Below are 23,617 nucleotides of genomic sequence, written 5' to 3' on the forward strand. Positions count from 1 at the left end.
CCAGCACGGGGGAAGAAGTGTGACATGAGCGACATTATCCCGCGACCTCCTTAGCCATACTCGTGGCACTGCGAGTAAGCATGTATGGTGTGTCGGAATTGTTCGCGTTATGCTTGCCGCTGCGAAAAAATACAACAAGCACCAGCAGGTCTGCGCGCCTTTCCTAACCACGACGGCTACCCATGGGTCTTTTCATTCTCAAGCGCACACTCACCTTGCTGCTCACCTTGTTGGGCACCTCGATTGTCGTCTTCCTCGTTCTGGAGATCCTGCCGGGCAACGCCGCCCAGATGTTGATGGGGCCCGATGCCGCGCCCGAAGCAGTCGCTGAACTGGCCGAGCAGCTCGGGCTCAACCAGCCCGCCTGGGAGCGCTATGTGCACTGGATCTGGGGCCTTGTGCACCTGGACCTGGGCAACAGCTACAGCTACGGCACCCCTGTCATCGAACTGATTGCCGAGCGCATGGCGCTCACCTTGCCGCTGGCCTTGATGGCGATGGCCATCACCACCGTGGTGGCGCTGGCCGCCGGCATCTATGCCGCCAGCCGCCACAACAAGCTCGGTGATGTCAGCGTCATGGGCATGGCTCAGCTGGGCATTGCCATCCCCAATTTCTGGTTCGCCATCTTGCTGATCCTGCTGTTTTCGGTGCACCTCAAATGGTTCTCGGCCGGCGGCTTTCCGGGCTGGAGCGAGGCCTCGGGCGGCTCGCCCTGGGCCGCGCTCAAGTCGCTGATGCTGCCGGCCTTGTCGCTGGCCGTGGTGCAGGCGGCCATCCTGGCGCGCATCACGCGCTCGTCGGTGCTGGAGGTGCTGCGTGAGGACTTTGTGCGCACCGCCCGGGCCAAGGGCCTGTCGCAACGCGCAGCGCTCTACGGCCATGTGCTGCGCAATGCGCTGGTTCCGGTGGTCACCGTCATGGGCCTGCAGTTTGCCGAACTGATGGCCGGCACGATCGTGGTCGAGAACGTGTTCTACCTGCCCGGCATGGGCCGGCTGATCTTTCAGGCCATTGCCAACCGGGACCTGATGGTGGTGCGCAACTGCGTGATGCTGCTGGCCGCCATGGTGGTGATCGTCAATTTCGTGGTGGACCTGCTCTATGCCTGGATCGACCCCCGCACCAAAGCCAGCGATATCTGAGCACGCCATGCAACCGCCTACCTCCGTCGCCCCTACCTTGCCCACGCCCGCTGCCAGCGCAGCGCCTGGCCACACGGCATCCCGCAACGCACTGTGGCGCCGCGCCCTGCGCAACCCCAGCTTCATGATTGGACTGGTGCTCACGGCCCTGCTCTTGCTCGCCGCTGGCCTGTCCTATGTCTGGACGCCGCACTCGGCCTTCGAGATGAACATGGAGGCCAAGCTGCAAGGGCCGTCGCTCGCCCACTGGCTGGGCACCGATGCCTATGGGCGCGATGTCGCCTCGCAGCTGCTGCTGGGCGCGCGCGCCTCCATTTTGGTGGGCGTCATTGCCGTGGGCATCGGCGTGGTGGTGGGCACGGCGCTGGGCCTGCTGGCCGCTGCCAAACGCGGCTGGGTCGAAGAGGCCATCATGCGCCTGGCCGATTTCTCGCTGGCCTTCCCCGCCATCCTCTCGGCCATCATGCTGACCGCTGTGTTCGGCCCGGGCATCATCAATGCCATTGTGGCCATCGGCATCTACAACATCCCGATGTTCGCCCGCATCGCGCGCGGCTCGGCCAACACCATCTGGGGGCGCGAATATGTCACCGCCGCCCGCGCCTGCGGCAAGGGTGCCTGGGCCATTACCTGGCAGCATGTGCTGCCCAATATCTCGGCCACCTTGATCGTGCAGAGCACCATCCGCTTTGCGATTGCGATCCTGGCCGAGGCCGCACTGTCCTACCTGGGCCTGGGCACGCAGCCGCCGCAGCCGTCCTGGGGCCGCATGCTGAGCGAGGCGCAGACCTTGATGTTCCAGGCGCCGCTCTTGGCCGTGTTCCCGGGCGTGGCGATTGCGTTGTCGGTGCTGGGCCTCAACCTGCTGGGCGACGGTCTGCGCGACCTGCTTGACCCGCGTCTGGCCCGCAAGCGCTAAGGAGTCGCCATGGCACTGATCGATGTACAGCACCTGGAAATCGTGCTGCAAACCCACCGAGGCCCCGCCCGCGCCGTGCGCGATGTCAGCTTCCAGATCGAGCGCGGCCAGGCCCTGGGCCTGATTGGCGAGTCGGGCTGCGGCAAGTCCATCACGGCCATGGCCTTGATGGGCCTGCTGCCCGAATCGGCCCAGGTCAACGGCAGCGCCCAGCTCGACGGCCAAAGCCTGGTGCAGCAGCCCGACCACTGGTGGCGCAGCGTGCGCGGCAACCGCATTGCGATGATCTTCCAGGAGCCGATGACGGCGCTCAACCCGGTGCACACCATTGGCCGCCAGATCAGCGAACCGCTGCGCCTGCACAAGGGCTGGAGCGCGCGCCAGGCCCGTGAAGAGGCGATTGCGCTGCTCGACCGCGTCGGCATCGCCCAACCGGCGCAGCGCTTTGATGCCTATCCGCACCAGTTCTCGGGCGGGCAGCGCCAGCGCATCACGATTGCAATGGCGCTGGCCTGCGGCCCCGATCTGCTGATCGCCGATGAGCCCACGACGGCGCTGGACGTCACCATCCAGCAGCAGATCCTGGATCTCATCAACGGGCTGGTGCAGGAGCGCCAGATGGCCTTGCTGCTGATCTCGCACGACCTGGGCGTGATCTCGCAGAATGTCGACAAGATGGTCGTGATGTATGGCGGCACGGTTGTCGAATCGGGCAGCACCGAGGCCGTGTTCGAGCACATGGCCCACCCCTACACCCGAGGCCTGCTGGCCGCGCGCCCCAGCATGCAGCCGCGCATCCAGGGCCAGCCCCAGCGCCTGCACACCATTGCCGGCTCGGTGCCCGAGCTGGTCGACCTGCCCGCCGGCTGCACCTTTGCCGGGCGCTGCAGCTTTACCCAGCCGCCCTGCTTTGTGCAAAGGCCGCCCAGCGTGGCGCTGCCATCGACCCATCCGCAGGAGACTCACCAGGTGCACTGCCTGCGCCCCGAGGCCTACGCCATCGCCACCCAGACCCCTGACGAGACCCCCGCATGACGGCAGCCCCCCACGACACCCCCTTGCTGCAAGTGCGCGACCTGGTGCGCACCTACACCCTGCCCCGCGAAAAGCTGTTTTCCGCGCCCCCCACGGTGCAGGCTCTCAAGGGAGTGAGCTTTGAGCTGCATGCCGGCCAGAGCCTGGGCATCGTTGGCGAGTCGGGCTCGGGCAAGTCCACCTTGGCGCGCCTGGTGATGGCGCTCGACCAGCCCACCGCCGGCCAGGTGCTGCTCGAGGGCCAGGACCTGCACCGCATGGAGGCGGCCGCACTGCAGCGCGCGCGCAAGGATTTCCAGATGGTGTTCCAGGACCCCTATGGCTCACTCGACCCGCGCCAGACGGTCGAGCGCATCGTCAGCGAGCCGCTGCAGGCGCAAAAGACCGCCTCGCGCGCCGAGCAGCGCGAGCGCGCCAGCCAGGTGCTGCAGCAGGTGGGCCTGCGCGCGCAGGATGTGGACAAGTACCCGCATGAGTTCTCCGGCGGCCAGCGCCAGCGCATTGCCATCGCCCGCGCACTGATCACCAAGCCCCGGCTGATCATTGCCGACGAGCCCGTCAGCGCGCTGGACGTGTCGGTGCAGGCCCAGGTGCTCAATCTGATGCAGGACCTGCAACGCGAGCACGGCATCACCTACCTGCTCATCAGCCACGACTTGGCTGTCATCAACCACCTCTGCGACGCCGTGGTGGTGCTCTACCAGGGCGAGATCGTCGAGCGCGGCGCGCCCAGCCAACTGTTCCAGCATGCCCAGCATCCCTATACGCAAAAACTGGTGCAGGCCGTGCCCCAGGTGCGGCCACGCCGACACCGCATGCCAGCAGGGATTGGCGCAAGTCCTGTATAACCGTGCTTGAGCTTCTCGGCGCGCTCCGCAAGGGCGTCGCCACTCCGCAGCTTTCCCCCATAAATTGAATAAAACCCTATCCAAGGAGTACCCGGATGCTGAACCGTAGACACCTGCTTGCCGCAGGCACTCTGGCACCGCTGCCACTGTGGCTGCCTGGCATCGCCCAGGCACAGGCCAAGAAAGACACCGTTGTGCTGGGCATGACGCTGGAGCCGCCAGGGCTGGACCCAACCGCCGGCGCCGCCTCGTCGATTGCCGAGATCACGCACTACAACCTGTATGAGACGCTGACCAAGATCAACTCGGACGGCAGTGTCTCGCCGCTGCTCGCCGAGAGCTGGGAAGTCTCGCCCGATCTCAAGAGCTACACCTTCAAGCTGCGCAAGGGGGTGACTTTTCACAACGGCGAGCCCTTCAACGCCAACAGCGTCAAGTTCTCCTTTGACCGCGCAGCCGGCGAGAAAAGTACCAACAAGGACAAGCGCACCTTCGCCAACCTGACGGCCCAGGTGGTGGACGAGCACACGGTGGTGATCCTGAACAAGGAGATCGACCCGGACCTGCTGTTTGTGCTGGGCCAGGCCACATCGATCATCGTCGAGCCCAAGAGCGCCGACAGTAACGCCACCAAGCCCATCGGCACCGGCCCCTACAAGCTGGGCAACTGGAGCAAGGGCGCCTCCATCACCCTGGAGGCCTGGCCGCAGTACCGCAACCCCGGCAGCATCCGCATCCGCCGCGCCACCTTCCGCTTCATCTCGGATGCGGCTGCGCAAGTCGCTGCGCTGCTGGCTGGTGATGTGGACATCTTCCCGCGCGTCTCGGCCCGTGGCATCGACCAGTTCAAGACCAACCCGCGCTACCAGGTGGTCATCTCCGGCTCACGCGCCAAGACCATCGTCGCCATCAATGAGCGCCGCAAGCCACTCGACGATGTGCGTGTGCGCCGCGCGCTGTCTGCCGCCATCGACCGCAAGGCCGTCATCGCCGGCGCCGCCGAAGGCCTGGGCGTGCCGATTGGCAGCCACTATGTGCCCGGCGCCTATGGCTATGTGGACACCACTGGCATCAACCCCTTTGATGTGGAAAAGGCCAAGAAGCTGTTGGCCGAGGCCGGCGTGAAGACCCCGCTGAGCCTGAGCATGACCCTGCCCCCCACGCCCTACGCGCGCCAGGGCGGCGAGATCATTGCCGCGCAACTGGCCAAGATCGGGGTCGAGGTCAAGCTGCAGAACGTGGAATGGGCGCAGTGGCTCTCGGGCACCTACACCAACAAGAACTACGACCTGTCGCTGATCTCGCATGTCGAGCCTTTTGATCTGGAGAACTACACCCGGCCCGATTACTACTGGGGCTACAAGTCCGAGAAGTTCAACAAGCTGTTCGAACAGATCAAGCTCGAAGCGCGCCCGGCCGACCGCTCGCGCCTGCTGGGCGAGGCACAGCGCCTGCTGGCCGAAGATGCCGCCAACGTCTACCTGTACCAGCCGCAGTGGGTGACGATTGCCGCCAAGAACGTGCGAGGTCTCTGGAAGGACATGCCGATCTTCATCAACGACCTGTCATCCATGTACTGGGCTTGAACCCGGTCTTGCGCTAGGCTTCAAACCAGCACACCGCCCATCTACGGCTCTGCCCGGATGGGCTTTTTTCATTGAACACCTACTCCACTCCCGCCCTCTGCCCGATATGACCGCGTTGCACGATTGGCCCGCCACAGCGCTGCTGGCCGCCTACCAAAAGCAAGAACTCTCCCCTGTCGATGTCATGCAATCCGTCATCGACCATGTCGCGCAGTGGGAGCCGCACCTCTGCGCCACCTACCTGTACCGGCCCGAAGAGGCACTGGCGCAGGCACGGGCCAGCGAAGCGCGCTGGCACAAGGGCGCACCCGCCGGTCTGCTCGATGGCCTGCCGGTGACCATCAAGGAAAACATCGCCACCCAGGGTGACCCACTGCCCGCCGGCACCGCTGCCGTCACGCTGGTGCCCGCAGCCGCCGATGCACCGCCCGCCGCCCGCCTGCGAGAGGCCCATGCCATCTGCTTCAGCAAGACCACGATGCCCGACTACGGCATGCTGTCGTCGGGGCTGTCGAGCTTTCACCCGCTGGCGCGCAACCCCTGGGACCTGAGCAAAGGCCCGGGCGGCTCCAGCGCGGGCGGCGGTGCGGCAGCGGCTGCCGGCTACGGCCCGCTGCACATCGGCACCGACATCGGTGGCTCGCTGCGCCTGCCGGCCAGCTGGTGCGGTATCTACAGCCTCAAGCCCAGCCTGGGCCGCATCCCTATTGACCCGCCTTACCAAGGCCGTGCCGCAGGCCCGATGACCCGCAGCGTGGACGATTCGGCGCTGATGATGCAGGTGCTGTCGGCCCCCGATGCGCGCGACACGATGAGCCTGCCCGCACAGGACATTGCCTGGAGCACGGTGGCCACCACCGGCGTGGACTTTATCCGGGGAAAACGCATTGGCCTGTTGCTCGATGCCGGCTGCGGCCTGCCGCTGCAGCCCGAGGTGCGCGCGGCCATCGAGCAGGCCGCAGCGCTGCTGGAAGCCGCTGGCGCGCAGATCACGCCAATGCAGCCCTTCATGACGCCTGCGATGCTGGACGGCATGGACCGCTTCTGGCGCATGCGCTCGCTGAGCGATCTGCAGGCGCTCAGCAGCGCGCAGCGCGACAAGGTGCTGCCCTATATCCGCGCCTGGGCCGAGAGCGCCGAGGGCATGAGCGGCAGCGCGGTCTTCCAGGCCAGCCAACAGTTCCACCAGGTACGTCTGGCCACCGTCAAAGCCTGCAGCGCGTTTGACTTTGTGATCTCGCCCGTCGCGCCGCATGTTGCGTTCGATGCCCAATGGCCCTCGCCCACCAACGACCCCTTGCGCCCGCTCGAGCACATCGGCTTTACCGTGCCCTACAACATGTCGGAGCAGCCGGCCGCATCCATCAACTGCGGCTACACCGCCTCCGGCCTGCCTATTGGCCTGCAGATCGCCGGTGCGCGTTTTGACGACCTGGGCGTGTTGCAGCTGTCGCGCGCTTTCGAGCAGATCCGCGGCCCGCAAAAGCCCTGGCCCCAGCCGCCCCAGGCATGAGACAAGGAGGGCAGCGCATGGGCACGCAGCAGGACCTGTATGGCAACCCGGTCAGCAGCGATGCAGCCGCCCTGCCCTACCTGAACGACTTTGCCGAAGGCTTTGTTGCCTGCGAGATGCGCGTGCTGCGCATCCTGGACATCGCAGCGCAGGACCCCAGCCCGCTGGTGCAAACCTGGTGCGCCGCGCTCCATCTATTTGCCGAAGATGCGCAGGCCGCCCGGCAGGCGCGGCCCTTTTTGCAGCGTGCCCGCGCCCAGCTGGCGCAGGCCCATGAGCGCGAAGCACAGTGGCTGGCCGCCGTCGAGGCCTGGGCCGATGGCGACACGCCCTTGGCTGCGCAAAGGCTCGAAGCACTGCTGCAGCACTACCCGCGCGATCTGGCCGCGCTCAAGCTCGCGCACTACCATGCCTTCAACCTGGGCGACTCGCCCGCCATGCTGCGCATGGCGCTGGCGGCCCAGGCGCACTGCGCCGATATCCCCTACTTCCACGGCATGCTGGCCTTTGCCTATGAGCAATGCCATCTGCTGGGCCAGGCCGAGCGCGCGGCGCGCCAGGCGCTGCAGTTGCGCTTCAAGGAGCCCTGGGCCCACCATGCGCTGGCCCATGTGCTGCTGACCCAAGGCCGTGTGGACGAGGGTCTGGCCTTCATGCAAAGCGCGAGCAGCAGCTGGACGGGGCTCAACTCCTTCATGCAGACGCACAACTGGTGGCACCTGGCGCTGTTCCTGATGGAGGATGCGCGCCATGACGAAGCGCTGCAGCTGCATGACAGCCAGGTCTGGGGCGTCGTGCCGGCCTATTCGCAGGACCAGATCGGCTCCATATCGCTGCTGGCGCGGCTGGAGCTCGAAGGCGTCGATGTCGGCCCGCGCTGGCAGCAGCTCAGCCCCTACCTGCTGCAGCGCCAGCATGACCATGTGCTGCCTTTTCTGGACCTGCAATACCTCTACGGCCTGGCACGCGCCGGGCAATGGGAGGCCGCGCAGCAGTTGCTGGTCAGCATGCAAGGCCATGCCGATGCGCAGGTCCAACCCCGGCTGCGCACGGCCTGGCAGGATGTCTGCCTGCCCGCCGCGCAGGGCCTGCTGGCCCATGCCCAAGGCCAGTACGGCCAGGCCGCCCATCAGCTGGGGCCCTTGATTGCACGCCTGGTCGAGGTCGGCGGCAGCCACGCCCAGCGCGACCTGTTCAACCAGCTGTACTGGAGCGCCTTGCGGCACAGCGGCCAGTGGACGGCCTTGCAAAACCTGGTGCAGCCCTGGCACAACCAGCAGCCCCAATCCAAACGGCTGGCAGCGCATATGCGGCGCATTTACCAGGGGCTGGGCTTGCCGCCCTCCCTGGCGGCTTGAACTGCCATTTCGCCCTGTTGGACGGCCTCAGCGCTGCGCGGTCGCCAGCTTGACCGCCAGGCCCACAAACACCACGGCGGTGATCTTGTTGAGCCAGAACTGCGCGCGTGGCGAGCGCAGCAGCAGATTGCCAAAGGCGCCCGAGAACAGCGCAATGGCGCCAAACACCAGGAACGCGGCCAGGATAAACACGGCGCCAAAGACAAAGATCTGCGGGCCGACCGGGCCGATGGCCGGGTCGGCAAACTGCGGCAAAAAGGCCAGGAAGAAGATCAGCACCTTGGGGTTGGTGAGGTTCATCACCACGCCCCGGCGAACCATCACCAGCAAGTCCTTGCCCGCCATCTCGGTACGCAAGCTTGCGCTATCGGCCGCGCCAGCACCGGATTTTTCTGCAGCCACCGGTGCCCGCCATGCGCCCCAGGCCAGATAAGCCAAGTAGGCCGCGCCACACCACTTGAGCACCGTGAACGCGATGCTGGACGCCGCAAACACTGCTGCCAGCCCCAGCGCCACCGCCGCGGTGTGCACCACCACGCCCAGGCACAGGCCCACCACCACGGCAATCCCCACCCGCCAGCCGCGCTGGATCGATTGCATCAGCACAAACAGGTTGTCCGGCCCGGGCGACAGCGCCAGCAGCACAGCAACACCAAAAAAGGCCAGCAGGGATTGGAGAGTAGGCATGGCAAGGTCTTTTAATCAAGGACCGGCACATTATGGCCTGCCGCCCAGTGTGCAGTCTCAGGCCCCGCCTACGCGCGCGACAGCGGTGCCGTCACAATCCAGCCTTCCAGCGGATCAGTGCCCGGCGGCAGGCCATAGAGCGCATCGCCCTGTAAATGGCAGCGCAGGCCCCAGGCCGCCTGCAACATGCAGATGGCGGCATCGAGGTGGTCGCCGCTGGCGTCATCGCGCATGCTACCCAGTTGCGCCGGGCTAGCCAGCAGGCGCAGCTGCAGCGAATGGGCACCCTGCAGCAGGGCATCCAGCACCTGCTGGCGGGCAGCAGTGCGCTCGGGCGTCTGGCGCTGGCGGTCATCGCTTTTGTAGCTGCGCCGGCCGATCAGCTCGCGCGCCAGCATGCCGGGGTAGGCCTCCAGCGCGACGCGGCTACTTTCTCTGCGCAGCAGACCGGGGAAATCCGCGCCCACCGCCAGCAGTCGGGGCAGACCAGCATGCAGCATCCAGGCGACGGGCGGGTTAACCCATTTCATCGACGGGCTGGAGCCTGCGGGCCAATCGGTGGCGCGGTGGGCAAATTTGCCGCCGGCGGGCCGGGCGTCACAAAAGGCTTTGAACAGCGCGCGGATCTCGCTGCGCTCCAGGCCAGCATAGTGCTGCATGCAGGCCTGCCAATCGCGGGGCCAGCCCAGGTGCATCACCAGCTCGCGCGGCAGCGCAAACGGCAGGTCAAAGCCGCCGACCCAGGCCGGCTGCTGCTGCAAAAAGTCCTGCCACTGCGCCAGCGTGGCAAAGCGCTCAAAGCCCCGCAGCGCCACCGTGCCCGCCTCGGCATCCAGATGGCCCCAGGCCACAACCACGGGCTTGCGCCGGCTCGGGCTGCTGCTGAAATCGCAGCCCAGCACCGGTGGCAGCGCAGCGCCTGGCATCGCTCAGCCCAGTCCCAGCGCGACCACGCCCACGCCAATCAGCAGCGCGCCAGCAATGCGCAGCAGGCGGTCACCCTCGCCCAGCAGCTTGCCGCCAATCAGCGCGGCAAACAGCATCGAGACCTCACGCGCAGGCGCCACATGCGAGATCGGCGCAGTCTGCACTGCATACAGCACCAGCACATAGGCCATGGGGCTGAAGATGGCGACAACCAGCGCAAAGCGCCATTGCTGCAACCACAGGCGCCGGGTCTCAGCCCAGTTCATCATGCCCAGCGGCGCGAGCATCACCACGCGCACCAGGTTGCCCATATAGTCGAGCAGGATGGGCGAGAGCAGCATCACCTTGACGGCATAGCTGTCCACCACCGTATAGGCGGCAATGAACAGGCCCGTGAGCAGCCCGTAGTACAGGCCCTTGATGGTGCGATCGCGGGCCTCGCCGGGACCGGGCCGGGTGGCGGCGCGCAGCATGGCCGGGCCGCCGGCAATCAGGAATACGCCCGCAACCACCGCGGCAATGCCTACCGCGCCCAGGCTGGACAGGTGCTCGCCCAGAAACAGCACCGCCACCATCGACGAGATCAGCGGCCCGCTGCCGCGCGCCAGCGGGTAGACCACGGTGAGATCGGCCACGCGGTAGCCGCGCAGCAAGGTGACGAAGTAAAAGATATGCAGCAAGGCGCTGGCCGAGACAAAGGCCCATTCGGTCATGCCCCACTGGGGCACCACATCCTTGCCCACCCACCAGCCCACCGGCAGCCACACCAGCGCATTGAGCACCGAGGTAAACAGCGAAAAGCGAGCATCGCCCCCGGCTTTCTTGGCGACGATGTTCCAAAAAGCGTGGATGATGCCGGCCGCGATGATGAGCGTGAAAGCGTGGAGCGTCATGGCTGGGGAGGCGGTGGAAGCGAGGCGAAAGATGCGAGACGGAAAAAAATAACCCGGGTCGGGCCCGGGTGTCACACCGTCAGGGTGCGGATCAGTTGCCTGCGCGCTGCGGAATCAGCGACAAAAACTCGCGCCGCAGATTCGGGTTTGTGAGGAACTCGCCCCGCATGACCGAGTTGAGCATCTTGGAGTCCATCTCGCGCACACCGCGCCAGGACATGCAAAAGTGCGAGGCCTCCAGCACCACGGCCAGGCCGTCGGGCTGGGTCTTCTTCATGATCAGATCGGCCAGCTGCACGATGGCCTCTTCCTGGATCTGGGGGCGGCCCAGCACCCAGTCAACCAGGCGCGCGTATTTGGACAGGCCGATCACATTGGTGTTCTTGTTGGGCAGCACGCCGATCCAGACCTTGCCGATGACCGGGCAGAGGTGGTGGCTGCAGGCACTGCGCACGGTGATCGGACCGACGATCATCAGCTCGTTCAGGTGCTCGGCATTGGGGAAGGCCGTGACCACGGGCTGGGGCACATAGCGGCCCTTGAACACCTCGGTCAGATACATCTTGGCAACACGGCGCGCGGTGTTGCGGGTGTTGTGGTCGTCCTTGGTGTCGATGACCATGCTGTCGAGCACGCCCTGCATCTTGTGCTCGACTTCGTCGAGCAGCAGCTCGAGCTCACCGGGCTCGATGAACTCGGAGATGTTGTCATTGGCATGGAAGCGCTGCTGGGCTGCCACTATCCGCTCACGGATCTTGACGGACACCGGCGTGCCTTCGTCGCTGGCGGGTGCTTTATTCGGATCGGATAGTTCTGTAAACATAGCGGGGATGGTAGCAGCGATTGCAGACCCGCAAGCATACGGTGTTTCTCCCCCTTAGAACCTGTTCAGAGTCTCTACGCAGCCGCGTTGGAGTGCAATCGGGATGAGTTCGAAGGGATGGAACGCAGCTTGCACCGGGGTGCAAGCAAGGGCCAGCGCGCAGAAATCGCCCGATTTCACTTCAACCCGTAGGGACAGTGGCTTTGCGCTGCCCGGGAAGGGGCGCCCGGCTAGGGCCGCCCGGGCAGGGGCGGACTGCGTCGTTGCAAATCCTCGCAATAGCACAGCTATTACTGCGGTGTTGCGCGGCTGGGCGCCCCCTCGCATCCCATCCCGCAAAGACACTGTCGCGGCGCGAGGAGACTTTGAACAGGTTCTTAGGCCAGCGCAAGAAAAGGCGAAAAGCTATGGATTCGATAGCATCCAGCGCCCCAAAGCCGAAAAGCGCTTGCGGCCTCAGTCGCGCAGCCTGAACTCGGCAATCAACGGCAAATGGTCGGACATGCGCCACCAGATGCGACCCCGGGGCACAAACAGGCCGCAGGGGGTCAAACCCCGGGCATAGACATGGTCCAGCTGCACAACGGGCAGACGCGAGGGGTAGGTCATCAACGGCTGCTCGTCGTACTCGAACAAGCCAAAGCCGGCCAGCATGCGCTTGACCTGAAAGCCCCAGTCATTGAAGTCGCCCGCGACAATCACCGGCTCGTCATCGGGCACATGGGCCTTGATGAATTCATGGATCAACGCGGTCTGGCGCAGGCGGCTGCCATGCACCAGGCCCAGATGCACAACGATGGTGTGGATGCGCTGGCCGGCAATCTCCATAGCCACATGCAACAGGCCGCGCTGCTCGAAGCGGTGGTCGGAGATGTCGCGGTGGTTGGATTCCAGAATCGGCCAGCGGGTGAGCAAGGCATTGCCGTGTTCGCCCCAACGCGTCGTGGCATTGGTGCGGTAGGCGGCGGTGTAACCCAGCGGGGTCAGAAAATCTGCCTGGTTCTGCTCGGGCCAGTTGTTGAAGAAGCTCTCTTCCTTGCGGTTGTCCTTGCGCACTTCCTGCAGGCAGATGATGTCGGCATCCATCTGCTCGACCGCCAGCCCCAGGTTATGGATCTCCAACCTGCGCACGGGTCCCAGGCCCTGCACCCCTTTGTGGATGTTGTAGGTGGCCACCCGCAGTATCGGTAAATCGTCGTGAGTATCGGTCATGCAGCTATGAACCTCGGCAGCCACAGAATGGCTTCGCTGTTCGATATGGAATAGCAGCGCTGTGCTGCTTCATGCCAATGATGCCACGCATGGGCGGTGTGCTCCCTCGGGCTGAGCACGATCTTGGTGTAGGACGGCACCTGCAGGCTAAAGACATGCTCGGTGTTCATGCAGACATCGGGCGCATAGCGGTGGCGCCAGGCCGGGTAGATCGGGTAGGTGTTCTCCAGGCCCCAGTCGCGCAGTACGCAGCCGTGCTGCTCGGCATCGATGCCGGTCTCTTCAAAAACCTCGCGTACCGCCGTCTCCTGCCAGGTTTCGCGATCGCTGTCCTGGCTGCCGGTCACGGGCTGCCAGTAGTCCTGGCCCTCCATCTGGCTGGCGCGGCGCAGCAGCAGCACCTGCAGATCGGCGGTGTGGATGATGACCAGCACCGAGCGGGGCAGTTTGTAGGGCAGGCTTTCGCTCCTGGTGTCTTGCATCGTCAACGCCGGGCCTCCGGCTTGCGGGTGGCCACGGCCGGTGGCAAGGCTTTGGCCTGCAACAGGCGCACCTGCTGCACCATCAGGTTGTGGGCGTTCAGAAAGGCGGCGGCAATCACCTTGCCCTCATTGGTATTGCTCCAGCCCATGCCGGCGCCGCCCCCCAGGCGGCCCAGCAGCACACCGCCCACGCCCAGGTCGGTCGCGCGGGCCGAGCCGGTGGCCGCGGCAACCTGCTCGGTGGTTTCGTTGTCGGTCAGGAACAGGGCCGTTTGCGCCTCCTTGAACTTGACCTGCTCAGCCACACCGGCCAGGCCCGCGATATCGCGCAGCACCGGGATCATCGCGATGATGCCCGCCAGGCCCCGGCCGGCATCCTGCTCGCTGAAGGTGAGGTTGGGCACCATCGTGTACTGGGCCTCATAGCCCTTGCGCTTTTGCACCGTGCCATTGGGGCGCAGCACGCCGGCATCCTGCAGCTCGCCCTCGCGGATCGTGCCCTGCAGGCCACCGGCCCGGTCCACCACGCGAAAGCAGCCGCTTTGCTGCATCAGCAAGCGCACCAGCGGCACGGGGGTGGGCGGAAGGTTCACACTGCTGGGCATCACATAGCCGCGCGGGTTCTCCAGCAAGGCCACCGTGGCGATCGGCTCGTCGCAGCGCTCCAGGCTGGCATGCGCGCCCTGGCCGCCTGCCGGCCCGGCCGAGCCAGAGACTTCGGAGCCACCCTGGCCCAGCTCGGTCTTTTTCTCACCGCAGCCGGCCAAGGCCAGCGCGATGGCGGCCAAGGCCATACCGTGCACCCAGCGCCCGGTTCGGTTGGAAGTCGCAGTCATCGCTTGCATGGGCACCCTTTGCAATCTGTCAGTCACGCCGAGCATAGCGCCCCACAATGACAAAAAAAGGCCAAAGCCCGGGGGCTTTGGCCTTGTGGCGGCGCGGTGCATCAGGCAGGCCCATGCAGCGCGCGGTCCGCTTACTGCGCGCCGGCAGGGTTGCGCAGCTTGATGTGCAACTCGCGCAGCTGCTTTTCGTCCACTGGCGATGGGGCCTGGGTCAGCAGGTCCTGGGCGCGCTGGGTCTTGGGGAAGGCGATCACGTCACGGATTGACTCGGAGCCGGTCATCAAGGTAATCAGACGGTCCAGACCAAAGGCCAGGCCACCGTGGGGAGGCGCGCCGTACTGCAGCGCATCCAGCAGGTAGCCGAACTTGGCACGTGCATCTTCGGCGCTGATCTTGAGCGCGGTGAACACCTTGGACTGCACATCGGCGCGGTGGATACGCACCGAGCCACCGCCCAGTTCCCAACCGTTGAGCACCATGTCGTAGGCCTTGGCAATGCACTTGCCAGGATCGGTGTCCATCAGGTCCTCATGGCCGTCCTTGGGCGAGGTGAAGGGGTGGTGCACGGCCGCCCACCGGTCGTTTTCCTCGTCGTGTTCGAACATCGGGAAGTCCACCACCCACAGCGGTGCCCAACGGTCTTCAAACAGGCCGGTGCTCTTGCCAAAGGCGCTGTGGCCGATCTTGATGCGCAGCGCGCCGATGGCGTCGTTGACGATCTTTTCTTTGTCGGCGCCAAAGAAGATCAGGTCGCCGTCTTGCGCTTCGGTGCGCTTGAGGATCTCGGCAATCGCGGCGTCATGGATGTTCTTGACGATGGGCGACTGCAGGCCGTCACGGCCCTTGGCCAGCTCGTTGACCTTGATGTAGGCCAGGCCCTTGGCGCCATAGATCTTGACGAAGTCGGTGTAGGCATCGATGTCGCCACGCGACAGACCGCCCTGCTCGCGCGCACCACCTGGCACACGCAGGCCCACCACGCGGCCGCCCTTCATGTTGGCGGCGCCCGAGAAGACCTTGAAGTCCACGTCCTTCATCACGTCGGTCAGCTCGGTGAACTCGAGCTTGACGCGCAGGTCAGGCTTGTCCGAGCCAAAGCGGAAGGCCGCATCCTGGTAGGTCATGATCGGGAACTCGCCCAGGTCCACATTCAGCTGGGTCTGGAACACTTCCTTGATCATGCGCTGGAAGATGGCGCGGATCTCTTCCTCGTTCAGGAACGAGGTTTCGCAGTCGATCTGCGTGAACTCGGGCTGGCGGTCAGCACGCAGGTCTTCGTCGCGGAAGCACTTGGTGATCTGGTAGTAGCGATCGTAGCCGGCCACCATCAGCATCTGCTTGTACAGCTGGGGCGACTGGGGCAGCGCGAAAAATTCGCCATCGTGCACGCGGCTGGGCACCAGGTAGTCACGCGCGCCTTCGGGCGTGCTCTTGCCCAGCATCGGCGTTTCGATGTCGATGAAGCCTTCCTTGTCCAGGAAGTTGCGCACCTGGATCGCCGTCTTGTAGCGCAGCATCATGTTGCGCTGCATCGTGGGGCGGCGCAGGTCCAGCACGCGGTTGGTCAGGCGCACGGTCTCCGACAGGTTCTCGTCGTCGATCTGGAATGGAGGCGTCACCGAGGCGTTGAGCACGGTCAGCTCGTGGCACAGCACTTCGATCTTGCCGCTCTTGATCGAGTCATTGGTGGTGCCTTCAGGACGGGCACGCACCAGGCCCTTGACCTGCACGCAGAACTCATTGCGCACGTCTTCGGCCACCTTGAACATCTCGGCGCGGTCAGGATCGCAGACCACCTGCACATAGCCTTCGCGGTCACGCAGGTCGATGAAAATCACACCACCGTGGTCACGGCGGCGATTGACCCAGCCGCACAGGCTCACGGTTTCGCCCATTTGGGCTTCGGTCACTTGACCGCAGTATTGGGAACGCATTGCCATAGCCAATCTTCCTGCACCGATGAAGGTGCCTTAGTTCTCAGTTATTTAGACCCCGTGGGGACATCGGGCGCAGCCACGACCCCCATCGAGACGATGTATTTAAGCGCAGCATCCACGCTCATGTTCAATTCAATGCAGTCGCTCTTGCGCACCATCACCAGGTAGCCGCCCGTCGGATTGGGCGTGGTGGGCACGTAGACGCTGACAAAAGCGGTATCGGCGCTGTCCGGCCCCTGGTGCAGGTGCTGGTCCAGCTCACCGCTGGGCGCGCCCGTCACAAAGCCAATGGTCCACATGCCCGGATGGGGCCACTGCACCATGACCGCAGTGCGAAAGGCATTGCCGCTCTCGGAAAACAAGGTGTCGGAGACCTGTTTGACGCTCGAGTAGATCGAGCGCACCACCGGAATCCGGCTGACCAGCGCATCGCCCCAGGCCACCAGCTTGCGGCCGACAAAATTGCTGGCAATGCCGCCGACGATCAGCAAGATCGCCAAGGTCAGCACCACGCCGAAACCGGGGATATGGTAGCCCAGGACCTCGTCGGGCTGCCAGTGCTGCGGCAGGATCAGCAAGGTCTGGTCGAGCGTGCCGATGATCCAGTTGAGCACCCAGACCGTGATGACGCCCGGCACGATGACCAGCAGCCCAGTCAGCAACCATTTACGCAGGGACGCCATCACCTCTCAGCCCTCAGACCGCCGAGCCGCCGCTCGCAGCCGGTGCAGATGCAGATGCGGGTGCGGGCGTTGCTGCCGCTGCGGGCGCAGCCGCGTCGGCCGCAGGTGCGCTGGCCGGTGCCGCAGCAGCCGACTTGCCACTGAAATCGGTGGCGTACCAACCCGTTCCCTTGAGCTGGAACCCCGGGGCCGTCAGTTGCTTGGAGAAGCTGGCTTGCTTGCACTCGGGGCAGTCCGTCAGCGGTGCATCCGATATTTTTTGCAAAACATCCTTGGCATAGCCGCAGGCACTGCACTTGTAGGCGTAAATAGGCATCGCGCGTGTAAGAAAACGGAGGAAAACCCTTGATTATAGGCGGGTTGCAAAACCGATCCGGGGCGTAGGCTTAGCACTACGCCCCGCATTCAGCGCCGTTCGCTCAGCGCCCCGCCACTGCTGCGCCGCTGGCGGCGGGGGCGGTATCGGCCACAAAGGCCTGCACGTCCGTCTTCTGGTTGCGGATGGCTTGCGGCGCCAGCGAGCCGACAATCATGCCCGTAAAGGCGGCCAGCACACCCGCGAGTTGGGCCGGGAAGGCCGCGCCCCAGGCCATGTTCAAACCGGCCAGCCAGATGCCGATGCCCAGGAACACCGCCAGCAGCGCCCCCTGGGTGGTCGCGCGCTTCCAGTACAGGCCCATCACCAGGGGCACAAAGGCGCCGACCAGCGGCACCTGGTAGGCGCCCGAGACCAGTTCATAGATGGGGGTGCCCTGCATGCGGATGGAGTAGGCCAGCACGCAGGCGCTGAACACGAGCACGCTGATGCGCATGGTCTTGAGGTTCTCGCGGTCGCTCACCCTGGGGCGGAACTGGCGCCAGATGTTCTCGGTAAAGGTCACGCTCGGGGCGAGCAAGGTGGCCGATGCGCAGGACTTGATGGCAGACAGCAACGCGCCAAAGAACAGCACCTGCATCACAAAAGGCATCTTCTCCATCACCAGGGTGGGCAGCACTTTTTGCGGATCGTCCTTGAGCAAGGCCGAGGTGGCCTCGGGCATGATGATCAGCGCGCTGGCCACCAGGAACATCGGCACAAAGGCGAACAGGATGTAAGCGGAGCCACCGATGATGGTGCCGCGCACGGCCGACTTTTCGGTGTTGGCCGACATCACGCGCTGGAACACGTCCTGCTGCGGGATCGAGCCCAGCATCATCGTGATGGCAGCGGCAAAGAAGAACACGATGTCATGCCAGGTGGGCTCGGGCCAGAACTGGAACAGATCGCGGCTGGTGGCCAGGTCGATCACCTTTCCGGCGCCGCCGGCCATGTCCGAGGCGAAGAAGGCCAGCACCATGAGGCCCACCACCAGGATGATCATCTGCACAAAATCGGTGACCGCCACCGACCACATGCCGCCAAACAAGGTATAGGCCAGGATGGACACCACACCGATCACCATGCCCATGGGGATGCTGACCGCGCCGCCCGAGAGCAGGTTGAACACCAGGCCCAGCGCGGTGACCTGGGCGGAGACCCAGCCCAGGTAGCTCAGCATGATGATCAGCGAGCAGATGATCTCGACCGCGCTGCCGTAGCGCTTGCGGTAGTAGTCGCTGATGGTCAGCAGGTTCATGCGGTAGAGCTTGGCCGCAAAGAACATGCCCACCAGGATCAGGCACATGCCAGCACCAAACGGGTCTTCGACCACATTGCGCAGGCCGCCTTCGATGAACTTGGCCGGCACACCCAGCACAATCTCGGAGCCAAACCAGGTCGCAAACGTGGTGGTGATGATCATGAACAGCGGCAGATGGCGGCCGGCGACGGCGAAATCTGCGGTGTTCTTGACCCGTTTGGCGGCCCACAGACCCACGCCAATGGTTACAAATAGGTAGGCGATCACCATGTAGAGCAGCACGTTGTCACTCCTGCAAAGCGTAAGGGTTAGGGGTTTAAAAAAGTCGGATGCGGATGAGCACTTGCAGCACCACCAGCCCCAGGACAAAACCAATGCCTCCACAAATGATGATCTGCAGCAGCTTGTTCGTCAATTTCTGCTGCACCAGCAGCTCCTTGAGCGTCTCGTCGTGGTGGCTGCCACCGCCATTGCGCGCCAGGTACTGGTGCACCAGGCGGGGCATGTCGGGCAGCAGCTTGGCGTAGCGCGGCGCCTGGGATTTGAGCTCGCGCCACAGGCGCTGGGGGCCCATCTGGTCGAGCATCCATTTCTCGAGAAATGGCTTGGCCGTGCTCCACAGGTCCAGATCGGGGTCGAGCTGGCGGCCCAGGCCTTCGATGTTGAGCAGCGTTTTTTGCAGCAGCACCAGCTGGGGCTGGATCTCGACCTGGAAGCGGCGCGAGGTCTGGAACAGGCGCATCAGCACCATGCCCAGCGAAATTTCCTTGAGCGGGCGGTCAAAGTACGGCTCGCAGACCGCGCGGATGGCGGCTTCGAGCTCGTCGACCCGGGTATCGGGCGGCACCCAGCCGCTTTCGATGTGCAGCTCGGCCACGCGCTTGTAGTCGCGGCGGAAAAACGCGGTGAAGTTCTGCGCCAGGTACTCTTTGTCGAATTCGGTCAAGGTGCCGACAATGCCAAAGTCCAGCGAGATATAGCGGCCAAAACTCTCGGGCTCCAGGCTGACCTGGATATTGCCGGGGTGCATGTCCGCATGGAAAAAGCCATCGCGGAACACCTGGGTGAAGAAGATGGTCACGCCATCGCGGGCGAGCTTGGGGATATCGACACCCGCAGCGCGCAGGGTATCGACCTGGTTGATGGGCACGCCATTCATGCGCTCCATCACCATCACCTCCTGGTGGCAGAAATCCCAGAACACCTCGGGGATCAGCACCAGGTCCAGGCCTTCCATGTTGCGGCGCAGCTGGGCAGCGTTCGAGGCCTCGCGCATCAGGTCCAGCTCGTCGTGCAGATAGGTGTCGAACTCGGCCACCACCTGGCGCGGCTTGAGGCGCTTGCCATCGGCAGAGAACTTCTCGACCAGCTCGGCCATCGTGCGCATCAGCGCCAGGTCGCTGTCGATCACCGGCAGCATGCCCGGGCGCAGCACCTTGACGGCGACATCGCGCAGCTCGCCCGCACGGGTGCGGATGGTGGCAAAGTGCACCTGGGCAATCGAGGCGCTGGCAATGGGCTTTTCATCAAAGCTGACAAAGACCTCGGCCAGCGGCTTGCGGAACGCCCGCTCGATGGTCTGCACCGCAATGCGCGGGTCGAACGAGGGCACGCGGTCCTGCAGCAGGGACAGCTCTTCGGCGATATCGGGGGGCAGCAGATCGCGCCGGGTCGACAGCACCTGGCCGAACTTGACAAAGATCGGGCCCAGTTGCTCGAGCGCCTCGCGCAGGCGCTGGCCGCGCGGCTCGGTCCATTTGCGGCCTATGCGCAGTACCCGGGTGATGCCTTTGAGCCAGGGGTGGTTGAAGCTGGACAGCACCATGTCGTGCAAGCCATAGCGCCAGACCACCCACAAAATGGTGAAGCCGCGAAAAAAGCGCTTCATGTCGTAGTGCGCTCGCTGGCCGGGTCGCTGTCCGCAGCGTAGCCGGGGGGCGTGGGCGGGGCAGGCGGCTGGGCCTGCGCGCCAGAGCGGCCGGCGCCAAAGCGATCCGCCGTGCGCACGCCCATGCTGACGAACTGGCGCAGCGCAGCCGCTACGCGCTGGCCCAGCTGGGCCAGCCAATGCGCGGGGGTATCGCCCACCAGGCGGGCCAGGTCTTCTTCCACATCCCAGCGCACATGGTCGACCAGCCACTGGATCTCGGCGGCAAACTGCACATCGCCATCGATGCGGATGGCGGGCTTCTCGCCCTGGATGACGCCGCGCGCCAAAGCCAGCGGCGAGTCATCGACCACCTGCACGCGCAGGTCGGGGGTTTCCTGGGCGCCTGCCAGGTCCAGCAGGCCAGCGGGCGTGATCTTGAGCGCCAGCACAATGCTGCGCCACTGCACCTGGACGACGCGCCCGCTTTGGCGCACCAGACGCTCCATGGCCGCACTTTCCTGCATCAGCACGTGATTGAGGAACAGCACCACGCGGTGCTGTACCTCCGACACCAGCCACTGCGGGGGTTGGGCCGACTCCAGAATGCGCGCAAAAATGCCGCCCGGAAAAGAAAAAGGGGACTGTGTTGCCATAGTCCCCAATTATTCCCCAAGTCCGCTGCCCGTCGTCAGGATTAACAGGCAAAGCGGTGGAGTTTTACGGTTTGCTTACTGCAAGGCTTGCAAGCCTGCTACGAGCCAACCACTGGTGCCATCCTTGGGCTTGGTCATGTTCCAGACTTCGCGGAAGGGGCTGGGGCCGGCATGGGCTTCTTCGCGGATCATGCCCGAGAACTCGACGCTGGCCATGTAGGCATTGCCGACATCCTCGATACCCAGCAGCTGGGCTTCGAGCATCACCACATCGGTCTGGTTGGGCTGCGCGCCTTCACGGTGCTGCTCGCGGTCCTGCAACTGGCCCTTGACTTCGCCGAGCATCTCGTCGGTCATCATCGAGCGCAAGGTGTTGATGTCCGAGCGGTCCCAGGCGGACTGCAGGGTCACGAAGTTGCGCTTGGCCGCTTCCAGGAAGCCATTGGCATCGAAGCCTTCAGGCACGCCCCAATTCTGCGCGCCAGCCAGGCCAGCGCCAATCATGCTGCCACCCGCAGCAGCGGCAGGCGCTGCACCCTGCTCCCAGGGGCGGGCCGAGGCGTCGTTGCCGACCTTCTCGGGGTTGTACTGGGGCGCAACAGGGGCCGAGACCGGCGCTTGCGGCGCGGCGTTGCCAGCACCCTGGAAGGCGAAAGGCGACTGCGCAGGCTGGGCCGCAGCAGCGCCCTTGCGGCGCATCACAAAGCCGACGATGGCCAGCACCGCCATGATGCCCAGGCCGATCAGCAGCATGTTGGCAAAGGCTTCACCAAAGCCCAGCGAATGGGCGAGCCAGGCCAGGCCCAGACCAGCGGCCAGACCGCCGAGCATCGCGCCCCAAGGCTTCTTGGGCGCCGCAGGGGCGGCGTTAGGGGTAGCGGGGCGCTGGGCTTGCGCAGGCGCGGTGGCATTGTTGCCAGGCGCTTGCGCAGGCGTCGCCTGCCGCTGGGTTACATTGCCGGACTGCTGGCCCATGGACTTGCCACCTCCCATGCGCTTGGCATCGGCATCGAGGTGCACAAATGCCAGCAGTACCACCAAGACCACTGACCACAGTTTTGTCATATTTGCTCCGTTTTGTTAGGGCCGGTACGCCTTTGCGCCGGCTATTACATCCACGCCCGCTTCTCAGCAACCCCGGTCTGTTGTGTTGTATTGCGCTGGGCACTGGGCAGGCGCCTGGCTTTGCGACCGGTATCGCGTCTCACTCTTTCAGCATTTGATCCCGACATGCAAGGCGGTAATCCCTGCCGTCATATTGTGGTAGTCCACATGGCCAAAGCCTGCTTTTTGCATCATGGCCTTGAGTTCTGCCTGACCAGGATGCATGCGAATCGATTCGGCCAGGTAGCGGTAGCTGTCGGCGTCCCCCGCCACCATCTTCCCTATACGTGGTAGCACCTGGAAGGAATACAAGTCATAGGCCTTCTCCAGCGGCTTGGCCACCTTGGAAAACTCCAGCACCAGCAGCTTGCCGCGCGGCTTGAGCACGCGGCACATTTCCTTGAGCGCCTGGTCCTTGTTGGTCATGTTGCGCAGGCCAAAGGCCACGCTCACCAGGTCAAAGTGCTGGTCCGGGAAAGGCAGGGCTTCGGCATCGCAGACCGTGGTGGGCAGGTTCAGGCCCTTGTCGATCAGACGGTCGCGGCCCACGCGCAGCATGGCTTCGTTGATATCGGTGTGCACCACCTGGCCGCTGTGGCCCACCTTTTTGGCAAAGGCCAGGGACAGATCACCGGTACCGCCTGCGATGTCCAGCACGCGCTGGCCTTCCTTGAGGTTGGCGACCATGACGGTGTAGTGCTTCCAGACGCGGTGCAGGCCACCGGACATCAGGTCGTTCATCACGTCATATTTGCTCGCAACCGAGTCGAACACACCGCGCACCTTGCGCGCCTTGTCCTTCTCGTCAACGGTCTCAAATCCAAAGTGGGTGGTACTCATGGTGTGAATGCTAGCAAGCTCTGTAACGTCCGACCCCCATACCCCGAATTATTCGAGGGTATGCAGTTCAATGCATAAAACATTCAGAGCCAATGATGACGAATATTCAAAGCTATCATTTTAATAGCTTTAAATACAAAATTTTTCCGAATAACAGTGCCCTTACCCGGGCCTGGTGGCCAGCGCTGGCTCAGTGCTGGTGCCCGCAGGCGCTGCCGGCCTTGCCGGGCATGGGCTGGTCGCGGTCGGCACCTGCGGCCTGCAGGCGGTCCAGGTAGGCCTGCCACAGCTCGCTTTGGCGGCTGCCCAGCTCGTAGAGGTACTGCCAGCTGTAGAGGCCGCTTTCATGGCCATCCGAGAAGATAGGCTTGATGGCGTAGTTGCCCACCGGCTCCACCGCGACGATGGACACCTCGCGCTTGCCGGTCTGCAGTACTTCCTGGCCCGGGCCGTGGCCCTGCACTTCGGCCGAGGGCGAGTACACACGCAGCAGCTCGAATGGCAGGCGAAACGCCGCGCCATCGGCGTATTGCACTTCCAGCACACGGCTTGCGCCATGCACCGTCAGTGCCGTGGGGGTGGGGGTATCGTGGTTCAAGCCAGCCATGTCAATCCTTTGCAAACCAGGCCCAGCGGCC

The 23,617-nt window shown here is 64.5% G+C and carries 23 protein-coding genes; 7 read left to right on the forward strand and 16 right to left on the reverse strand.

What is annotated here, in order from left to right; all coding sequences use genetic code 11:
- Positions 1–182: 182 nt before the first annotated feature.
- The 7 genes from F0Q04_RS21285 to F0Q04_RS21315 all read left to right on the forward strand — a co-directional run bounded on the left by F0Q04_RS21285 (position 183) and on the right by F0Q04_RS21315 (position 8,404).
- Positions 183–1,145 carry an ABC transporter permease gene (locus F0Q04_RS21285; protein ID WP_116927042.1) on the forward strand — a complete coding sequence of 321 codons (963 nt, stop codon included), beginning with the start codon at positions 183–185 and terminating at the stop codon, positions 1,143–1,145.
- A gap of 7 nt (positions 1,146–1,152) precedes the next feature.
- Positions 1,153–2,064: an ABC transporter permease gene (locus F0Q04_RS21290; RefSeq protein ID WP_116927043.1), complete on the forward strand. Its 912-nt coding sequence runs from the start codon at positions 1,153–1,155 to the stop codon at positions 2,062–2,064.
- Between the two features lie 9 nt (positions 2,065–2,073).
- Complete coding sequence (locus F0Q04_RS21295) at positions 2,074–3,099, forward strand: ABC transporter ATP-binding protein (RefSeq protein WP_182343429.1); 1,026 nt, start codon at positions 2,074–2,076, stop codon at positions 3,097–3,099.
- The gene (locus F0Q04_RS21300) at positions 3,096–3,947 is read left to right on the forward strand and encodes an ATP-binding cassette domain-containing protein (RefSeq protein WP_116927045.1); all 852 of its coding nucleotides are present in this window, start codon (positions 3,096–3,098) and stop codon (positions 3,945–3,947) included. Before F0Q04_RS21295 ends, F0Q04_RS21300 begins: the two co-directional genes overlap by 4 nt.
- 95 nt (positions 3,948–4,042) lie before the next feature.
- Complete coding sequence (locus tag F0Q04_RS21305) at positions 4,043–5,533, forward strand: ABC transporter substrate-binding protein (protein WP_182343431.1); 1,491 nt, start codon at positions 4,043–4,045, stop codon at positions 5,531–5,533.
- Positions 5,534–5,639: 106 nt separating this feature from the next.
- Complete coding sequence (locus tag F0Q04_RS21310; RefSeq protein WP_116927047.1) at positions 5,640–7,046, forward strand: amidase; 1,407 nt, start codon at positions 5,640–5,642, stop codon at positions 7,044–7,046.
- Between the two features lie 17 nt (positions 7,047–7,063).
- On the forward strand, positions 7,064–8,404 hold the full coding sequence (locus tag F0Q04_RS21315) for a tetratricopeptide repeat protein (protein WP_182343433.1): 1,341 nt from the start codon (positions 7,064–7,066) through the stop codon (positions 8,402–8,404).
- A 27-nt stretch (positions 8,405–8,431) separates the two neighbouring features.
- On the opposite strand, the gene F0Q04_RS21320 is transcribed toward F0Q04_RS21315, so the two are convergent.
- From F0Q04_RS21320 to F0Q04_RS21395, 16 genes are all read right to left on the reverse strand, one after another.
- Positions 8,432–9,091: a LysE family translocator gene (locus F0Q04_RS21320; protein ID WP_116927049.1), complete on the reverse strand. Its 660-nt coding sequence runs from the start codon at positions 9,089–9,091 to the stop codon at positions 8,432–8,434.
- Between the two features lie 68 nt (positions 9,092–9,159).
- Entirely contained in the window at positions 9,160–10,017 is an 858-nt protein-coding gene (locus F0Q04_RS21325; RefSeq protein WP_182343435.1) for a DUF429 domain-containing protein, read from the reverse strand.
- A gap of 3 nt (positions 10,018–10,020) precedes the next feature.
- Positions 10,021–10,911, reverse strand: a complete 891-nt coding sequence (locus F0Q04_RS21330; protein WP_182343437.1) for a DMT family transporter — start codon at positions 10,909–10,911, stop codon at positions 10,021–10,023.
- Between the two features lie 91 nt (positions 10,912–11,002).
- The gene (gene folE / locus F0Q04_RS21335; RefSeq protein WP_116927052.1) at positions 11,003–11,734 is read right to left on the reverse strand and encodes a GTP cyclohydrolase I; all 732 of its coding nucleotides are present in this window, start codon (positions 11,732–11,734) and stop codon (positions 11,003–11,005) included.
- 456 nt (positions 11,735–12,190) lie between these two features.
- On the reverse strand, positions 12,191–12,946 hold the full coding sequence (locus tag F0Q04_RS21340) for an endonuclease/exonuclease/phosphatase family protein (protein ID WP_116927053.1): 756 nt from the start codon (positions 12,944–12,946) through the stop codon (positions 12,191–12,193).
- Complete coding sequence (gene nudB, locus F0Q04_RS21345) at positions 12,943–13,428, reverse strand: dihydroneopterin triphosphate diphosphatase (protein WP_116927054.1); 486 nt, start codon at positions 13,426–13,428, stop codon at positions 12,943–12,945. Before nudB ends, F0Q04_RS21340 begins: the two co-directional genes overlap by 4 nt.
- Positions 13,429–13,430: 2 nt before the next feature.
- Positions 13,431–14,264, reverse strand: a complete 834-nt coding sequence (locus F0Q04_RS21350; protein ID WP_116927107.1) for a CsgG/HfaB family protein — start codon at positions 14,262–14,264, stop codon at positions 13,431–13,433.
- A 140-nt stretch (positions 14,265–14,404) separates the two neighbouring features.
- Complete coding sequence (gene aspS / locus F0Q04_RS21355) at positions 14,405–16,213, reverse strand: aspartate--tRNA ligase (RefSeq protein ID WP_116927055.1); 1,809 nt, start codon at positions 16,211–16,213, stop codon at positions 14,405–14,407.
- 41 nt (positions 16,214–16,254) lie between these two features.
- Positions 16,255–16,893 carry a DUF502 domain-containing protein gene (locus tag F0Q04_RS21360; protein WP_116927056.1) on the reverse strand — a complete coding sequence of 213 codons (639 nt, stop codon included), beginning with the start codon at positions 16,891–16,893 and terminating at the stop codon, positions 16,255–16,257.
- A gap of 13 nt (positions 16,894–16,906) precedes the next feature.
- Positions 16,907–17,209, reverse strand: coding sequence for an FmdB family zinc ribbon protein (locus tag F0Q04_RS21365; RefSeq protein ID WP_182343439.1), 303 nt, complete (start codon positions 17,207–17,209; stop codon positions 16,907–16,909).
- 103 nt (positions 17,210–17,312) lie between these two features.
- Positions 17,313–18,794 carry a sodium:solute symporter family protein gene (locus F0Q04_RS21370; RefSeq protein WP_116927058.1) on the reverse strand — a complete coding sequence of 494 codons (1,482 nt, stop codon included), beginning with the start codon at positions 18,792–18,794 and terminating at the stop codon, positions 17,313–17,315.
- A 34-nt stretch (positions 18,795–18,828) separates the two neighbouring features.
- Positions 18,829–20,400: a ubiquinone biosynthesis regulatory protein kinase UbiB gene (gene ubiB / locus F0Q04_RS21375; protein WP_116927059.1), complete on the reverse strand. Its 1,572-nt coding sequence runs from the start codon at positions 20,398–20,400 to the stop codon at positions 18,829–18,831.
- Positions 20,397–21,035 carry a hypothetical protein gene (locus F0Q04_RS21380; protein WP_232539429.1) on the reverse strand — a complete coding sequence of 213 codons (639 nt, stop codon included), beginning with the start codon at positions 21,033–21,035 and terminating at the stop codon, positions 20,397–20,399. Before F0Q04_RS21380 ends, ubiB begins: the two co-directional genes overlap by 4 nt.
- A 75-nt stretch (positions 21,036–21,110) precedes the next feature.
- A complete protein-coding gene (locus F0Q04_RS21385; protein ID WP_182343442.1) occupies positions 21,111–22,100 on the reverse strand; it encodes a Tim44 domain-containing protein in 990 nt (329 codons plus the stop codon).
- A 147-nt stretch (positions 22,101–22,247) separates the two neighbouring features.
- Positions 22,248–22,979 (reverse strand): bifunctional demethylmenaquinone methyltransferase/2-methoxy-6-polyprenyl-1,4-benzoquinol methylase UbiE, encoded by a 732-nt coding sequence (gene ubiE, locus F0Q04_RS21390; protein WP_116927061.1) that lies wholly within the window; start codon positions 22,977–22,979, stop codon positions 22,248–22,250.
- A gap of 190 nt (positions 22,980–23,169) precedes the next feature.
- Positions 23,170–23,586 carry a gamma-butyrobetaine hydroxylase-like domain-containing protein gene (locus F0Q04_RS21395; RefSeq protein WP_116927062.1) on the reverse strand — a complete coding sequence of 139 codons (417 nt, stop codon included), beginning with the start codon at positions 23,584–23,586 and terminating at the stop codon, positions 23,170–23,172.
- Positions 23,587–23,617 lie beyond the last annotated feature (31 nt).

Origin of the sequence: Comamonas koreensis (genome assembly GCF_014076495.1) — a bacterium.
Lineage (GTDB): Bacteria > Pseudomonadota > Gammaproteobacteria > Burkholderiales > Burkholderiaceae_C > Comamonas > Comamonas squillarum.

Bases quoted from the DNA above. Each gene is read 5' to 3' on its own strand.
- ubiB (WP_116927059.1), bottom strand. From the start codon at position 20,400: ATGAAGCGCTTTTTTCGCGGCTTCACCATTTTGTGGGTGGTCTGGCGC.
- F0Q04_RS21380 (WP_232539429.1), bottom strand. From the start codon at position 21,035: ATGGCAACACAGTCCCCTTTTTCTTTTCCGGGCGGCATTTTTGCGCGC.
- F0Q04_RS21340 (WP_116927053.1), bottom strand. From the start codon at position 12,946: ATGACCGATACTCACGACGATTTACCGATACTGCGGGTGGCCACCTAC.
- F0Q04_RS21350 (WP_116927107.1), bottom strand. From the start codon at position 14,264: ATGACTGCGACTTCCAACCGAACCGGGCGCTGGGTGCACGGTATGGCC.
- F0Q04_RS21315 (WP_182343433.1), top strand. From the start codon at position 7,064: ATGGGCACGCAGCAGGACCTGTATGGCAACCCGGTCAGCAGCGATGCA.
- F0Q04_RS21325 (WP_182343435.1), bottom strand. From the start codon at position 10,017: ATGCCAGGCGCTGCGCTGCCACCGGTGCTGGGCTGCGATTTCAGCAGC.
- aspS (WP_116927055.1), bottom strand. From the start codon at position 16,213: ATGGCAATGCGTTCCCAATACTGCGGTCAAGTGACCGAAGCCCAAATG.
- nudB (WP_116927054.1), bottom strand. From the start codon at position 13,428: ATGCAAGACACCAGGAGCGAAAGCCTGCCCTACAAACTGCCCCGCTCG.
- F0Q04_RS21365 (WP_182343439.1), bottom strand. From the start codon at position 17,209: ATGCCTATTTACGCCTACAAGTGCAGTGCCTGCGGCTATGCCAAGGAT.
- F0Q04_RS21295 (WP_182343429.1), top strand. From the start codon at position 2,074: ATGGCACTGATCGATGTACAGCACCTGGAAATCGTGCTGCAAACCCAC.
- F0Q04_RS21310 (WP_116927047.1), top strand. From the start codon at position 5,640: ATGACCGCGTTGCACGATTGGCCCGCCACAGCGCTGCTGGCCGCCTAC.
- F0Q04_RS21305 (WP_182343431.1), top strand. From the start codon at position 4,043: ATGCTGAACCGTAGACACCTGCTTGCCGCAGGCACTCTGGCACCGCTG.
- F0Q04_RS21300 (WP_116927045.1), top strand. From the start codon at position 3,096: ATGACGGCAGCCCCCCACGACACCCCCTTGCTGCAAGTGCGCGACCTG.
- F0Q04_RS21330 (WP_182343437.1), bottom strand. From the start codon at position 10,911: ATGACGCTCCACGCTTTCACGCTCATCATCGCGGCCGGCATCATCCAC.
- F0Q04_RS21320 (WP_116927049.1), bottom strand. From the start codon at position 9,091: ATGCCTACTCTCCAATCCCTGCTGGCCTTTTTTGGTGTTGCTGTGCTG.
- F0Q04_RS21395 (WP_116927062.1), bottom strand. From the start codon at position 23,586: ATGGCTGGCTTGAACCACGATACCCCCACCCCCACGGCACTGACGGTG.
- F0Q04_RS21285 (WP_116927042.1), top strand. From the start codon at position 183: ATGGGTCTTTTCATTCTCAAGCGCACACTCACCTTGCTGCTCACCTTG.
- F0Q04_RS21385 (WP_182343442.1), bottom strand. From the start codon at position 22,100: ATGACAAAACTGTGGTCAGTGGTCTTGGTGGTACTGCTGGCATTTGTG.
- F0Q04_RS21290 (WP_116927043.1), top strand. From the start codon at position 1,153: ATGCAACCGCCTACCTCCGTCGCCCCTACCTTGCCCACGCCCGCTGCC.
- F0Q04_RS21360 (WP_116927056.1), bottom strand. From the start codon at position 16,893: ATGGCGTCCCTGCGTAAATGGTTGCTGACTGGGCTGCTGGTCATCGTG.
- ubiE (WP_116927061.1), bottom strand. From the start codon at position 22,979: ATGAGTACCACCCACTTTGGATTTGAGACCGTTGACGAGAAGGACAAG.
- folE (WP_116927052.1), bottom strand. From the start codon at position 11,734: ATGTTTACAGAACTATCCGATCCGAATAAAGCACCCGCCAGCGACGAA.